Origin of the sequence: Oceanobacillus damuensis (assembly GCF_001618145.1) — a bacterium.
Classification (GTDB): domain Bacteria; phylum Bacillota; class Bacilli; order Bacillales; family Amphibacillaceae; genus Oceanobacillus; species Oceanobacillus damuensis.
The window spans coordinates 159,165-173,348 of record NZ_KV392042.1 but is presented as its reverse complement, the minus strand read 5'-3'; the positions used below and the strand labels follow the sequence as shown (position 1 = coordinate 173,348).

The following is a 14,184-nucleotide window of genomic DNA, read 5'->3' as shown; positions in this document are numbered from 1 at the left end:
TAGGACAGTTTTATGCTTTCCCATCTGCTAAAAAAGACCATCAAAATCAGTTTGCATGCTGGTGTTCTTGGAGTGTAATATCTTTCTCTATCGTTAATATCTAACAAGTTTTACCATATAAGACATCGATTCGCCTAATGGGACGCTGTCTTTGTATTCCAATGTATCATAATTTAAGGCTCCCCCTGGTTTGATATCTGCAAGTTTTAATCCTGTCCCCTCAAGGAGGAGCATCAAATCCATTGGTGAGTAGCAGCGCAATGATTGTGTGAATCGCTTGTCAGGATTGTTCTTCTGCCACCATGTATCCAGCATGCGATTACCTTTGTAATTAAAATCATATTTTCGATGGGCTGAACCAGCTCGCATTTCTCTTCCAGCATTTTTTTCCCAGTACCAGGGTGTATAGATGTCTATTAGCGCGCACATCCATCCGGTGTAAGCCAATTATATATTCGCTGCAAAAGTTTCTTCTGGTCGTAATCGGTTCCCACTCCAAAACCGTCCAAATAACAAATAACATCAAAGTTACAATCAAGCTCAATATTGTAAAAATCACCGGATATTATCGAAAGCTCCCCTTCCAGTGTATGACTTTCCTTTAACTTTCTTATATTTTCAGTTAGTGAAGGAACTAATTCTACTGCTGTAACATCATATCCGAAAACAGCTGCATTAACTGCAAACTCGCTGCTCCCAGCTCCAGTATCGTATCAAAGGTACCTGCCATAGTTTGTACCTTCTTCAATATCTCCTGCTGATAATTTCCGATTTCATTAGTGAAGCCGCCCATCAGCTCAGCCTGTTTTTCATAAAAATGTCGAACCCATTCCATCTGTTACGTCCACCCTTTTTGTATTATTTTTTTGGATCAAAAAGGAAGCTTTCTTAAAAATTGTATACCTGTTCTCCATCTCCGTCTATTGATATAAGAACTTATAGAATAAGATTTTCCAGACGCTTATTTTCTGAGTAATGTCCGAAAAACTCTTCCAACTCTGTTACCTTTTTCGCAACTTTTAATACGCCAATACATACAATTGCACACCTTTTATACTATAATGAAGTAAAGAGAAGGGAGGGATACAGATGAGCCTGAAATCTAGCATCTATAAAATATTACGCATTTGGAATGATGTTGACGCAGTAAGAAAAGGTAGGATAGGCAAGCGTTTGGGACGAAGAATAACCGGGAAAGCGACAGGAAAGGCAATGAGAAAATTGTTTAAATAATTATTAATGAAAAAAGGTAGATAGGTATTATAAAAATTTCTAGATAGCGAGAGTGAGTATTGTGATGAGATATATTGCAATAATCTATGAAATAGCATTAGTGACGATGGCACTATCCTCCTTCTTCATGATGTACTCCACCGATGCGACGATACTGGTCCTTGATAAACTGGTTTGGTTGTTATTATTTATAGATGTTATCATTCGCTTTGTTATATCGGGAAATAAATGGGACTATATAAAGAGAAACCCCTTTGATTTTATTGCAATTATTCCTCTGGACAGTATTTTTCAAACGGCAAGAATCGTCCGCCTGTTTCGTTTTCTCCGTTTATTTTCCATTAGCAGCAAATATACGAACGTAATTCGGAATATTTTACATACCAACGGACTCAACAAAGTTTTAGTAACATCTTCAGTGATGCTGATTTTTTCAACTATCTTGGTTACTCATTTCGAACCTACTATTAACACGTATGCAGATGGGCTCTGGTGGTCCATTGTCACTACGACGACCGTAGGCTATGGCGATATTTCGCCTGATTCTGCAGTCGGCAGGTTGGTAGCAGTTTTCCTTATGCTGGTGGGTATAGGGGTTATTGGAATGTTGACGAGTTCCATAACAACCTACTTTATCAAAAATGATACGGAGAATAATCCAACTTTAACCTTTCTGAAATCGGAGTTAGATCGCTACGATCAATTGGATTCTGACGAAAAGAACAGACTGGTGATGTTGCTGCAGGACTTGAATAAAAGAGCGCAATAGGCTGGAAATCAATTATGAATCCTACTTGGCTAGGCCAGCAGCCATCTGTAGGTTCAATTGAAGGAGATATTTTAAACATATACAATGGCTTACATCCGGAGCAAAAACTTGTTTGGAAACGTGCAAAGTAATTTTGTTACGAATTGGAAGGAATATAGCTTATCAGGGTGATTATTAATAAATTAACATAGCAAATAACCACTTTATAAATAGATAGTTCAGAATTCAAGAAAACTAAAATAGCCTTACCATTTATTATGGAAAGCTATCATCACTGCTTTGATTTATTTCCTATTCTGTATGTCATCTAACTTTCCAACTAAAGCGTCAATCAGGCACCTTTTTTAACTATGAACTCAAAACAGATCTCCCTTAATATACTGCAGAAGGATACCGTTTTATTAGATGGTTTACTGCATTTTTCCGCTTACTGCTTTTATCATCGTAATAAACTCGGTTTCATCGCTATGAAAAACTGCTTTCTGTACAAAGCCAAATTTCTCGTAAAGATGAATTGCCCTTTCGTTAAATGTTGCAACGGTTAAGCGAATATCTTTGTCTCTATGCTTTTCACAAACAAAAGAAAGGATAATGGAGAAAAATTCATACCCCTTTCCCTTACCCGTCAATTCCGGCTTCATCCCAATACCGATATCCACACAATCTTCATCATATACTGCCATGGCATCTCCAGCTGGCACCTGGGCAGATCTCCCAGTACAGAAAAAACCGATTAACACATTATAATCATCAAGTACCGCATAGTATTTGTTGCTTAACAATTCCACAATAGCATCTGAGGTAAGGATATTATTATAGAAATCATACGGCTTTTCATACTTCCAGCACAACGCTTCCACAGCATAATGCTGATTCATGGATACGACCTTTAAAGGCATAGCTATTCCCCGTTTCTTATTGCTCTATAGGCTGCTCTATTCTCTTTATCATTCCTATGGAAATATTCTTTAAAATCTATTATAGAAGAAATCACATTATCCTGCTATTCGTTTGTGAAAACAAAAATGAAGCTGTCTAATTTCTCATTAAACAAGCTTCATATAATCTTATCGTTGCGTATATCTTTTTTGTTTCCGTTTGTTCAATAACTTTCTGACAATCGGATAAATAATTGGACCATATCTAATGATTCTTCTTAATAATCTTCCCATCTTTTTTCCTCCATTGCAGTGTTCTGCTCGTTTCTCTTATATTTCCTTTAATCGAAGGTTTTTAAACAAAAGATGTCTTTAAAATGAATTCATAAAATCTTTTACTTATTATCTTGAACGGGATTTGACAAATAACTGTATTGAGAGTAAATTAACAATAATTATACGGAAATATTCAAACCTTTAGTCACTTAATCAATTTGAACACGAAAACATTTTTTGATAAACTGGCTCAGCTTTTCCTTTCTTGGGCTGAATCTTATTGTAAAAAGGGAAACTTTCATTCCCTTATCTCACAGCTAACCTCGTAAGTGTTCAATTATTTCGAGAGAAAGGTCCTTATTCAGCCTGAGACCTTCACTTGTATTGGTCTTTTTTTATGGAGTCAGAAGTTAAAGATATAGAAAAGAGGAGTTATCATTGAAAAAACAAGTCGTCGTTATTGGGCTCGGCAGGTTTGGAAGAAGCGTTTGTAAACAATTATATGATCTGGGTCATGAAGTATTGGCCATTGATATAAAAGAGGAAAGGGTTAATGAGGTTTCAAACTATTCCTACTATGCTGTACTTGCAAATGCATCTGATGAGAATGCCCTTAAAAATTATGGAGTTAAAAATTTTGATTACGCAATTGTTGCGATTGGAGACAACATTGAATCGAGTATCTTATGTACGCTGATATTAAAGGATATGGGTCTTAAAGAGGTATGGGTAAAAGCTCGCGATCCTCACCATCGAAAGATTCTTGAAAAGGTCGGAGCAGACCGCATCATTCAGCCGGAAAAAGAAATGGGTGTCCGAATAGCTAACCAGCTTGATTCAGGAAACCTTCTGGATTACATCGAAATTTCAAATGAATATAGCATTGTGGAATTGGTTGCAACTGAAAAAAATAGCGGGAAATCATTAGTTCAGCTCGATGTACGCGCAAAATTCGGCTGCACAATCCTTGCAATCAAACGTAAGGGAAATGTCAATATTTCCCCAATGCCTGATGATGTCATTTTAAAAGGAGACATTCTGGTTGTTATGGGGCAGATAAACGATCTTAAACGTTTCGAGAAAAAAGGATTCTAGTGAATTATAAAAATTCTTCATTTTAATTGTTAATTAAAAAGAAGCAAGCCATATTATGTGGCAAGCTTCTTTTTAGTATAAAGCGTATTATTTTAATTTCATTGCTTCTGCAATAATTTTCGGAAGATCCGTATTATCATAGAATCCAACAAATTTGTCAGATTGCGGGCCATATACATAGACTGGAATGTCTGCACCTGTATGGTTCGTGCTTGTCCAGCCAATAGTTGCACGGTCACTGACAACCGTGTTGATCGCAAGCTTGGCATCAGACGCCTGCTGAATCAATTGAGTTTCTTCTTCCGTTAATTCAAATCCTGTGTATGTGTTCACCACTTCATTGACATTTGTTCTATCCTCATTTAGCTGTGCTGCCATATACTCTCCAGTTGCTGTAACGTTTTGAAGTACAGCTGCATTCAAGTCCATTTGACCATTCGATCCAGTTGTCATTCCACCAGTATCATGGTCACCAGCAACAACTACTAATGTGTTCCCGTCTTCTTCCGCGAACTCAATTGCCGCTTCAACAGCTGCTTCAAATGCTGCAACATCACTCATTGCCCATGCAGCATCATTGTCATGTCCAGCCCAATCAATTTGGCTTCCTTCTACAACTAAGAAAAATCCATCTTTATCTTCTTCCAGTACATCAATTGCAGTACCTGTCATTTCAGCCAGACTTGGTTCCTCCGTTTCCGAACGGTGTAATTCAGGAGCAAGTGCATCATCTGCAAACAAGCCTAGTAATCTTTCTCCTTCTTCCACATCGATATCGGTAGCATCCAATAATTCATCACGGGTTTCAACAAACTCATAACCATTCTCTTCCGCTTGTTCAATCAAGTTAAGTTCTTCTTGATTTCCTCCTTCAGAAATTGGTAAGAAGTTATTTTTCCCACCACCAAGCATTACATCGACATCACTGTCAACTAGCTGCCTCGAAATCTCTGTTTCATTGTTGCGGCTTTCAACATGGGAAGCAAATGCTGCAGGTGTAGCATGGGAAATTGTTGAAGTAGCAACCAATCCAGATGCTTTTCCTTCTTCCTGTGAAGCTTCAAGAATTGTTTGCAGTTCATTTCCTTCTGTATCAAGACCGATAACACCATTGTTTGTTTTTTCTCCAGTAGCCATCGCAGTACCTGCTGCTGCAGAATCAGTTACATCCGAATCAGCTGAATACGTGGTGAACATTCCTTTTAGGTGATCATCCCATATCGCGTTTTCACCTTTGTAAACACGATAATTTGCAGCATAATCAGAACTGAATCCATCGGGAATCATATAAATTACGTTTTCTACCTTTTGGTTACCCTTTCCCTGACCGGCCCAATCTGGTTTGGCTGCATCCGCTGTACCAATACTTAATCCTGAAAGAACAAGACCTGCACTAAGTGCAACAACTCCAACTTTCTTAAACATTTAATTTCTCCTCTCAATTTTGAATCTATCATTAGCTTAAATGATAGATATTAAGAGGAAATAAATGCTCCGTAAATAAGCAGTGAAATTTTTTCATGCTAAATGACTACTACTTATTTCGTGGTAATTAGTGGAATTGGTGCCAAATAAAGGGATCAACCATTTTAAAAAAATAGTTTTAAAGGTTGGAGTATAGCATTTTCTTCCATTTATTCTAATTCGATAGAAAGGATATATCTTGCTCATATTCTGTTGCAGCCTTCAATTGCTCCTCGGTTTCAATTGATGTCCTAAAACTGATATCATTACTAGTTGAGTTTACTATTGTAGCAACAATCTTTTTCTCTTCTCTGTTGATAGTAATTGGTAAAGTTGTCGAACCCCATGCCGATTCAAGTATTTCCGCTTCCATGTCAATATCTTTTTCTGCGTTTGAATTGATTTGGCCATTATTTAACATCAACGTACTAATCCAGTTTTCTTTTTCTTCCAAATTCTGTCTGATGAGTACGATACGAATATCGTCTTTTATATTTTCTTCCGTTAGTTCTGCCGAAAAATGTACTCGTTCTTCTATTAACTTGCCTTCTTCATAGTAATCTACTGTTGCAATTATCCGCTGTATATCCTGTTCCTTAATTTCCAAATCGTATGCAAACGATTGTTCACTCACTACACTCATCATACCTTTTTCAAATTCGGTCAGTTCCGCCTCTTTAATGACTGCATCTCTTTTGTTTTCAGTTATATCGTTTGAACAAGCTGTCATGAAAGTAAAAGCAAATAATAGAAATAAGCATATGTATTTCATTAGAATCATCTCCAATGGGCTTATTTTTGTATGAGGATATATTCATGGAGTTATAATCATAGAGTAATCATCTGCATTCAGTGAAAAGTAAATCCTTCACTATATTTTTTAACTCTAACGCTTCTTCAATACATTCACAGACTTAACTACTCCTATCAGACAAAAAACAAAAACAGGTATCATCCCATAATAGAAAAAATTTAAATGTCCTGAGGTAAAAGACAAAACCAGAAAAAATAGCGGCATTACAACAACCGCAAATAGAGATATCGCTAACACTAACCCAGGCTTCTTTTCCATTTTTATTCATTTCCCCTATCCAGAAAACTTTGGTTAAGATCCTTCCATCCGTATACTAGTTCATTAACTACTACGCCGGCAATCGTTACTTCCAGCGTTTCAATTTTTCTTCCACCCAGATTTTCATAAAAATTCTTAGAAGGATTATCCTCCAACACAAGAACGATCATAGAGTTGATGTCCGACGCTACCATATCTTGAACAATCGGCTGCATCAATAATTTCCCAACACCTTTACCCTGAAATTCTTCTAGAATATAAATAGCATAAAGTTCCCCAGCATATTTGTCGTAATTCGAAGTTTTCTTTATACCACCGGTTGAAAACCCAACAATTTTACCTTCCGCATCTTCAGCAACATACACATTCTGTTCATCCAAGTTTTTCTCCCATAATTTGTTCCGCTTCTCATAAGACAATTGCTCAAGAAAATCATCAGGCAGTATTCCCTTATATGTAGTCCTCCAGCTGTCTACATGTACTTTTGCTATATCGTATGCATCATTCATAGTAGCTTTTCTTATATACATAGGTTAGCTCTCCTTCTCCATAACGCAGAATCACCTCATTTACCGACTAGATTTCCATCCCTTCCCTGACCTTTAGTACCATCCTTACTGTCTTCAGAACATGGCCATCAAAATTGTCATCGAATTCCGATTCAATTTCAAAGCCCTTTGCATGATAGAAAGTTTTGCCGATATCATTATTTTTCTCTACGTTTAAACGGATTTCACGGGCACCCAAATTTTCAATACCTTCTTTCAAAAACGCTGTACCAATTCCGTATCCTTGATAATCCGGACACAAATAAATGGCACCAAGCTCAACTGCAGCATCCCGAGAGACAGGAGAAAAATTAGCAAAACCGACAATCTTTCCGGAAACTTCAGAAACAAAAATATTCGATTGCTTTAAACGCCTCTTCATATTTACATCACTGTAGGCGGAATTCAGAAAATTATCCTGAATCGCAAGAGGAATAATACCTTCGTATGTTGAATGCCAGCTTGTCTTTGCAACATGCTGGACCTGGGGAATATCCTTCTTTTTCATTTTACGTATTATAAAATCCATCATAACTCTCCTTTAATTATTTATGAATTCTAATATTTTTTACATTATATCACTACTCACTGTTCTAAGGGATTCGATTCAGTTAATTTAGCGGAAAAATAAAAAAGCATTGCTCTGAATGCAATACTTTTCCAGTACTATTTATTATTCGGTTTATTTTTCTCATACTGCTTTTCCATGATAATTCTGCCAACCTCTGATTGATCGAGTCCTCTTTTGACTCCCGCGGCAATCACAAAATATAAAACAATGAACGGTATAATGTAAACAAGTAATCCCATAATAAATTCCATGTGTGTACCCCCTCTGTTCATGTAAATGCATAACTAGCCCCATTATACGGGTTCATTGTCTTCACTGCCAGAATAGGCAGCAATTATTTGTTTTTTATCTATCCACTATGCCAATAGCAGTTTATTCATAATTAAATTGCAGACGTAGCGTTGACATTTATAATTTCCAAACAGCAAAAACTCGGCATCCGAGCGTAAAGGGTTCCGGTTCGAGATGCATATTGATATTTAACTGCTGTTATTAAACAATCGCACCCCGTTTGTATAAGTAGATTGGATTTCACTAGAAGTATGGATGAACATTATCCCAAAGAAAAGACCTATTCGAGAAGCATTTCAACGGACTAACCAGCGGAATGCAACAAGTTTAATTTATTTTTTATAAACATCGAACCAATAATAGAACAAGATCTCCATTGTTCGTTTTAAAAAATAAAAAGCCCTTCTATGAAGAGCTTTTTTCTATATTTTGTTATAATTTAACAACGTTAGTTGCTTGTGGTCCACGGTTACCTTCTTCGATATCGAAAGAAACTTGTTGACCTTCATCTAAGCTTTTGAAACCGTCGCCTTGAATTGCTGAGAAGTGTACGAATACATCGTCTCCACCTTCAACTTCGATGAAACCGAAACCCTTATCTGCGTTAAACCATTTTACTGTACCTGTGTTCATATAACATTCCTCCATTGTGCATAATACAAGTTTTTTTCTTTGGTTAATCTTTTAATGCAAGTAATTCATTCATAATATACCCCGAATCACTAAAAAAAAAACCTATCCCTTTACATTAGACAGAAGGCCTTCTTGTTCAATTATTGCACCCTATAATTTAAGTATATTTATTCACAAATTCCTTTATAAGTAAACAAATAAAGGTTGAACACATTATCTTAAACCTTTTAACTAGTTTGTTATGAACTTTTTTAACAACTTTATGTCTGTATCATGTTCAGCCACTTTAACCTCCATATGTTCAACACTAGTTTGCTTTTCAGTGTTACTAGCAACTTGTTTTGATACATTATCTAATTTTTCTATAATTACCTGTTGCCCACCTTCAAGCCTCTCCAAACGTTCATTTAATGGTTGTAGCTTCAGCTTCTCGTCTAATAAAGATGAAAACATTTTTAATAACTCTTTATTTTCCATATCATCCACACCTAGAATTATTATATCAACTTTTTCATTAACTATTATTATCATCTATATCTGGTTAACCCAAAAAATATAAGAAACCCACAAATGATAAAATAACTAAAAATATTAGTGCTTTATTATTCACTTTGTTTAGATAAAAGTGTAAATGTAGCTACATTCTCATTATCATTCAAAATAATATACGTTTCTTGATTGGATATGGCTTGTTGAATCTCTTCATCATCACCTCCACCTAACAGGAACCTCTTACCATATATTAATAATTTTCAATCTACTTAACAATAACCTTATCATTACTAATAACAAAAGCCGCCTAATTAGACGACTTTTGTTTGCCATTTTATCAGTCATTTTTAATGTCATTAGCGCTGTAATTTTTTTGTGCATGCACCTCAAAAATGAAACCTTTAAAGCAAGCGCCCCTGATTTTATTAATACCGGAAATGAACTTCCACTTTTGCGATAATCACACTCTCCCCTGGCTCTATAGGTGTGGTGAAGCTTTCCGCTGCAACAGTCAGCGTACTATAAGTAATAGGCGTATCTATAACGCGCTCTACTATTCTGACTGGAGTGGGATCCAAATTCAATTGCATGGTCTCATTAATAGTCTGGGCCTTAGCTCTTGCATTTTCCAGTGCGGATACAAGTGCTTGCTGATAATACAGCTGTCTATTTTGAACCGTAAACCGGATGTTCGAAACACGATTCACCCCATTTTGAACAGCAACATCGATGATATTCCCAACCTGGTCAATCGCTGAGACCTCAACCGTTATTTGATTTCTGACCTCATAACCCCTGAACACTTGCTGGCCATCCACATAATCATATGTGGGAGTTATGTTAAAAGCTGTTGTTTGGATATCTTCCCTTTCGAGTCCTAAATTCAAAAGCGCATTAATAACCTGACTCATTGTTTGTGCATTCTCCTGCTGGGCCTGACGGAGTGATTCACTTTCCGTAATTACTTCCAACTGTACCCGGGCAATATCCGGCTGTACCGACACACTCCCTTCACCAGTCACACGCAACGTCCGTCTCTTCACATTTGGCTCAGGCTGCCGATAATGGGGTACATAAGGATAATACATACCAATCCCACCTTTCTTACTTCTATAGATAGTATGCAATTTGCTTGGAAATGATTATTGTGCAGAAGTTGTCAGTAGTTAATTGTTATGACTAGGTGAACATTGGCATTTAATTTGTGAACTATGGCAATTCCGCATTGAACTATGGCATATTTCAAGAATCTTTGGCTAATATCAAGTAAACAATGGTATTTACGAAGTTTCAGCATGATTCTTACTATAAATATTGTCCAATTTATATCTACGCCCTCCCTTAATTCCAATACGCTCCAAATTTTCCTTTTGCAATAGTTGTTTTGTAATATATTTTGATTCTAATTTTAAAAAATCTCTGGCTTTACTATTCGTAATATAATTACTAATCAATAATTCATAGTCTCCCAATGCAGAAATATGCGCAGTCTTTGAACAAGCATTACAAAAACTGCATACCCATTTACCACCTTTTCTCAACATCGGAAGCGATTCACAAGATGGACAGATTACACCTTTCATTAACTCTTCAGGCAGGATTTTATAGTTGATCAAAACATCTTCATTTTCTGGTGTATGGAATGAAAGCAACTGATAACACAGTTCCATTAATTGTTCCTCAGTCAAACATGGGGTATCATGTCTTTTGCTCAATTCATTGATTTTCGATAACATATTTTCCTTACGTATTACGATTTCTGATACGATTTTCTTATTGGTCAAGTTTTTTAAAATCGTACCCTTTGAACTGTATACAACAATTTTTTCAATAGGAATGGTAGGGAGATTGAATTGCCGAAGCCACTCTAACAACCTTATATGCTGCAAATTAACCTGTTCTATTGGGTTATTGAATGATTCTTCTTTATCATTTTTAAGTCGAATAGCCTGTACCATATCATCGAATCTTACTTCGCCATCGATGTTTTTCACTTCTGTTATTATTATGAATTCATTAGATAGAATAAGGACGTCTATTTGAAAAAATCCATAGTCATCGGGGATTCGTAAATGCTGGAAAATGAGGTATTGATCGTAGGGGAGAAAACTAAGGGGAAAACCTAAAGATAATTCACCATTGTATCCTGCGCGGACCTTTTGCGCCGAGCTTTTTACCTGTTCTTTCTTGGGATGCATAGGAGGCAACCTCTTGTTCAATGCCTCGGCCTGGAGAAGGTTTTTGGGGATTTCCAGTGGTTTAACAATCAATTAAACAGCACACCTTTCATATTAAATTTTGGGGGATAGTATTATATTCGATGGAAGTTCCTAATTTCCTGCTGCGCATCGGCGCGATTTTACTTGGAAAGATTCTTTATAATATGTGCTGCTTATTGAAAATGCCGTTGTTTCCTTGAAAAAGCCGTTGTTTCCTTGAAAAAGCCATATCTGAATCCAAATATGCCATTGTTCACATTTAAAAAACCATTGTTCACAATTACAACATGCCCGTAGCCTCTTCTAAGACCCTTCGTTTCACCCCTACAATCCTCCATATATTTCACCCCCAATAATCCGGATCTGACATCCTCATTTCTTCCACAGCGTCATCAAGATCTGCCGGCGTAATGACAAATACGGGGTAATCCTTGTCGGAGTCCTTTGCAACATCATACAGGAATCGATTACTGCCAGGGAATTCATCATCCATAAGCAAGAGACAGCCATCACTCTTGTCCACAAACCACAAGTTCTTGGCTTTAAATTGATAAGGACCTTTATATTCCCCCTGATAAAGAGGTTTATAAAAATCTGCAACCATCATGACTTCCTGATACTTCTCCTTCAAGTTCTCCGGCCAGCGTTTATCCTGCTCTTCGAATGGTGGAAATACACCGAGCTTAATATCATAGGTTTCCTGCAGATCCAAAACAATATCTGCGGTCCATAGTTCAACACCCATCTGCCCGGAGATGAGAACCCATTCCAGCCCTTCTTCAATAAAGCCAACCAATCTTTTTTCAATAGCTGCTTTTATAAAAGTAATACGAGGATCATTTTCTTTAAAAATTCCTAATTCCATTGGTTTATAACCGGAAACTGTAATTATTTTCATATAACAAACACCTCACTATATAAAAGTTGGCTTATCGATAAGCCTCTCTATAGATTGTTTACATCATACTTTTCAATTTCTATGCAAAAACGATTCTCTTTCCACTTAGAAAATTAATGCAACAAAAGAAAAGCCGGCAATTAACTTTGCCAGCCCTTTCCTTTAGTTAACACCATTTATGCGGTTTTTTCCAATGATTTGGTCCATAACCAGGCGCAGTTGCTCCCGCTACTTGACCTGATCCATATCCTGGTGCATTTGCTCCCGCTACTTGACCTGGTCCGTATCCTGGTGCATTTACTCCTGCCACTTGCCCAGGTCCGTATCCAGGTGCCATCGCTCCTGCTACTTGACCAGGTCCGTATCCAGGTGCCATTGCTCCCGCCACTTGGCCGGGTCCGTTTCCTGGTGCCATCGCTCCTGCTACTTGACCTGGAGCAGGTACTTCGAATGATCCACCATACGTATCTACACTGTTAGCAACATTCTGAACAGATGTTGAATGAGGAAATACATGATTATTTTTAATGGTGTGATGGTTCATTACTGTAGTATGGGAAGGGTGCACATGGTTTACAACACTTTCAGAATATTGATTGACACAATTGTGTTTGGTCGGATGAACGACTGTTTTACAGGAATGACAGCGACAATGACGTCCATGACGATGTCTCATAAATTATCCCCTTTCTGTTTTAGGTTCACTAATAACCTATGTCAATTGCCGTGGGGATGCATGAGACACGTACCTATTTCATGAAAAATATCTGATTAAACATCCTAATAATGACCCAATAAGCCTTTGTTCATTGCTGCTACACGTCAACAACAAGTAAAATATGCCGACCATACTCACCTTCTTATTGTGTGTCCTATCAAAAGGAGAATACGATACTGTTCCATCGATTGCCAAAAAAGAATAAAGAGCAATAATCTTATCCCTGATTATGCTCCTTAAATGAACAGCATGATTACATACCGTGATGGGGATTATGATTCTGTCTTGAATGGTTGGCGTTTTTGACTTTTTTTGATCCACTTAAAGCTTCTCCATAGGGCTGTACAGGGCTTTTGGGTAAATTCACTTTTTCCTGCTGTTTTGGTCCTTTAGGTTTTCCTGACATACTGGCTCCCTCCCTTCCACATGCTTAGTGTTTTCATTAAGGTGGATCAATTATTCGTGAATAGCTGCTATAAAAGCTAACAGATAATTCCGTAAAGCGTGCAATTTCATATCCTTATCCCTGTAAAAACCTTCAGGAAGGTAAGTTTTTTATTCCTCAAAAGACTGTTATGACAACGTTCTAAGCCATGCTGCAGATATTCTTAAAACTTTTTTAAAAAAAGGTGGATATTTTTTGGTTAATCATGTTATACTATAATTAATTATTTATGTTCGTTAGAAATACAGGATAGAAAGTAATAACTCTATAGTGATTTCGTCTTGATTTGTAATCTTGAACAAAAATAGTAATAAAAGTGCCAAATGCACATGGAGGTTTTTTCTATGAACACAGGTTCAGTAAAATGGTTTAACGCAGACAAAGGTTTCGGTTTCATCGAAGTTGAAGGTGGAGACGATGTATTCGTACACTTCTCAGCAATTCAAGGCGAAGGTTTCAAAACTTTAGAAGAAGGTCAAACTGTAACTTTCGATATCGAAGAAGGTAACCGCGGACCACAAGCTACTAACGTTAACAAAGCGTAAGTTTAGCATAGGAAAAGACTTCTCTTAACCGAGAAGT

General features: G+C 37.0%; 20 protein-coding genes and 1 pseudogene. 4 read left to right on the top strand and 17 right to left on the bottom strand.

The features are described from left to right. Positions 1–93: 93 nt before the first annotated feature. From A4245_RS00825 to A4245_RS00820, 3 genes and pseudogenes are all read right to left on the bottom strand, one after another. Positions 94–369 carry a hypothetical protein gene (locus tag A4245_RS00825; RefSeq protein ID WP_067724731.1) on the bottom strand — a complete coding sequence of 92 codons (276 nt, stop codon included), beginning with the start codon at positions 367–369 and terminating at the stop codon, positions 94–96. Between the two features lie 47 nt (positions 370–416). After that, positions 417–650 (bottom strand): annotated as a pseudogene (locus A4245_RS20900) (class I SAM-dependent methyltransferase); the annotation flags it as partial. Next, complete coding sequence (locus A4245_RS00820) at positions 641–835, bottom strand: hypothetical protein (RefSeq protein ID WP_067724729.1); 195 nt, start codon at positions 833–835, stop codon at positions 641–643. The pseudogene A4245_RS20900 and the gene A4245_RS00820, both read right to left, overlap by 10 nt. A 254-nt stretch (positions 836–1,089) precedes the next feature. Between A4245_RS00820 and A4245_RS20290 the strand changes: the two genes are divergently transcribed. After that, positions 1,090–1,233 (top strand): hypothetical protein, encoded by a 144-nt coding sequence (locus tag A4245_RS20290; protein ID WP_199860630.1) that lies wholly within the window; start codon positions 1,090–1,092, stop codon positions 1,231–1,233. A 64-nt stretch (positions 1,234–1,297) separates the two neighbouring features. Further along, entirely contained in the window at positions 1,298–2,002 is a 705-nt protein-coding gene (locus A4245_RS00815; RefSeq protein ID WP_234402326.1) for a potassium channel family protein, read from the top strand. A 410-nt stretch (positions 2,003–2,412) separates the two neighbouring features. Here A4245_RS00815 and A4245_RS00810 read toward each other — a convergent pair whose 3' ends face one another. Then, entirely contained in the window at positions 2,413–2,901 is a 489-nt protein-coding gene (locus A4245_RS00810; protein WP_067724725.1) for a GNAT family N-acetyltransferase, read from the bottom strand. Positions 2,902–3,594: 693 nt separating this feature from the next. Between A4245_RS00810 and A4245_RS00805 the strand changes: the two genes are divergently transcribed. Next, positions 3,595–4,251, top strand: a complete 657-nt coding sequence (locus A4245_RS00805; protein ID WP_067724723.1) for a potassium channel family protein — start codon at positions 3,595–3,597, stop codon at positions 4,249–4,251. An 87-nt stretch (positions 4,252–4,338) separates the two neighbouring features. Here A4245_RS00805 and A4245_RS00800 read toward each other — a convergent pair whose 3' ends face one another. The 13 genes from A4245_RS00800 to A4245_RS00745 form a co-directional block, all read right to left on the bottom strand. Next, positions 4,339–5,676, bottom strand: a complete 1,338-nt coding sequence (locus A4245_RS00800) for an alkaline phosphatase (protein ID WP_067724721.1) — start codon at positions 5,674–5,676, stop codon at positions 4,339–4,341. 214 nt (positions 5,677–5,890) lie between these two features. Beyond that, positions 5,891–6,487: a hypothetical protein gene (locus A4245_RS00795; protein ID WP_067724718.1), complete on the bottom strand. Its 597-nt coding sequence runs from the start codon at positions 6,485–6,487 to the stop codon at positions 5,891–5,893. A gap of 302 nt (positions 6,488–6,789) precedes the next feature. Next, positions 6,790–7,317 carry a GNAT family N-acetyltransferase gene (locus tag A4245_RS00785; protein WP_067724716.1) on the bottom strand — a complete coding sequence of 176 codons (528 nt, stop codon included), beginning with the start codon at positions 7,315–7,317 and terminating at the stop codon, positions 6,790–6,792. 46 nt (positions 7,318–7,363) lie between these two features. After that, the gene (locus A4245_RS00780) at positions 7,364–7,864 is read right to left on the bottom strand and encodes a GNAT family N-acetyltransferase (protein ID WP_067724714.1); all 501 of its coding nucleotides are present in this window, start codon (positions 7,862–7,864) and stop codon (positions 7,364–7,366) included. A 137-nt stretch (positions 7,865–8,001) separates the two neighbouring features. Next, entirely contained in the window at positions 8,002–8,157 is a 156-nt protein-coding gene (locus A4245_RS20285) for a hypothetical protein (RefSeq protein ID WP_199860629.1), read from the bottom strand. 472 nt (positions 8,158–8,629) lie between these two features. Then, positions 8,630–8,830, bottom strand: coding sequence for a cold-shock protein CspD (gene cspD, locus A4245_RS00775; protein ID WP_067724712.1), 201 nt, complete (start codon positions 8,828–8,830; stop codon positions 8,630–8,632). A 231-nt stretch (positions 8,831–9,061) separates the two neighbouring features. Beyond that, positions 9,062–9,307, bottom strand: a complete 246-nt coding sequence (locus tag A4245_RS00770) for a hypothetical protein (RefSeq protein ID WP_157087620.1) — start codon at positions 9,305–9,307, stop codon at positions 9,062–9,064. A gap of 440 nt (positions 9,308–9,747) precedes the next feature. Further along, positions 9,748–10,410: an SIMPL domain-containing protein gene (locus A4245_RS00765; protein WP_067724708.1), complete on the bottom strand. Its 663-nt coding sequence runs from the start codon at positions 10,408–10,410 to the stop codon at positions 9,748–9,750. Positions 10,411–10,602: 192 nt separating this feature from the next. Further along, a complete protein-coding gene (locus tag A4245_RS00760) occupies positions 10,603–11,520 on the bottom strand; it encodes a nuclease-related domain-containing protein (protein WP_157087619.1) in 918 nt (305 codons plus the stop codon). Between the two features lie 194 nt (positions 11,521–11,714). Next, positions 11,715–11,879 (bottom strand): hypothetical protein, encoded by a 165-nt coding sequence (locus tag A4245_RS19950; RefSeq protein ID WP_157087618.1) that lies wholly within the window; start codon positions 11,877–11,879, stop codon positions 11,715–11,717. A 5-nt stretch (positions 11,880–11,884) separates the two neighbouring features. Continuing rightward, positions 11,885–12,439: an SLOG family protein gene (locus A4245_RS00755; RefSeq protein ID WP_067724704.1), complete on the bottom strand. Its 555-nt coding sequence runs from the start codon at positions 12,437–12,439 to the stop codon at positions 11,885–11,887. 166 nt (positions 12,440–12,605) lie between these two features. Beyond that, the gene (locus A4245_RS00750) at positions 12,606–13,115 is read right to left on the bottom strand and encodes a spore coat protein (RefSeq protein WP_067724702.1); all 510 of its coding nucleotides are present in this window, start codon (positions 13,113–13,115) and stop codon (positions 12,606–12,608) included. Between the two features lie 295 nt (positions 13,116–13,410). Next, on the bottom strand, positions 13,411–13,563 hold the full coding sequence (locus A4245_RS00745) for a small acid-soluble spore protein P (protein WP_067724700.1): 153 nt from the start codon (positions 13,561–13,563) through the stop codon (positions 13,411–13,413). 383 nt (positions 13,564–13,946) lie between these two features. On the opposite strand from A4245_RS00745, the gene A4245_RS00740 reads away from it, so the two are divergent. Then, a complete protein-coding gene (locus tag A4245_RS00740; protein WP_067724698.1) occupies positions 13,947–14,147 on the top strand; it encodes a cold-shock protein in 201 nt (66 codons plus the stop codon). The last annotated feature ends 37 nt before the right edge of the window (positions 14,148–14,184 follow it).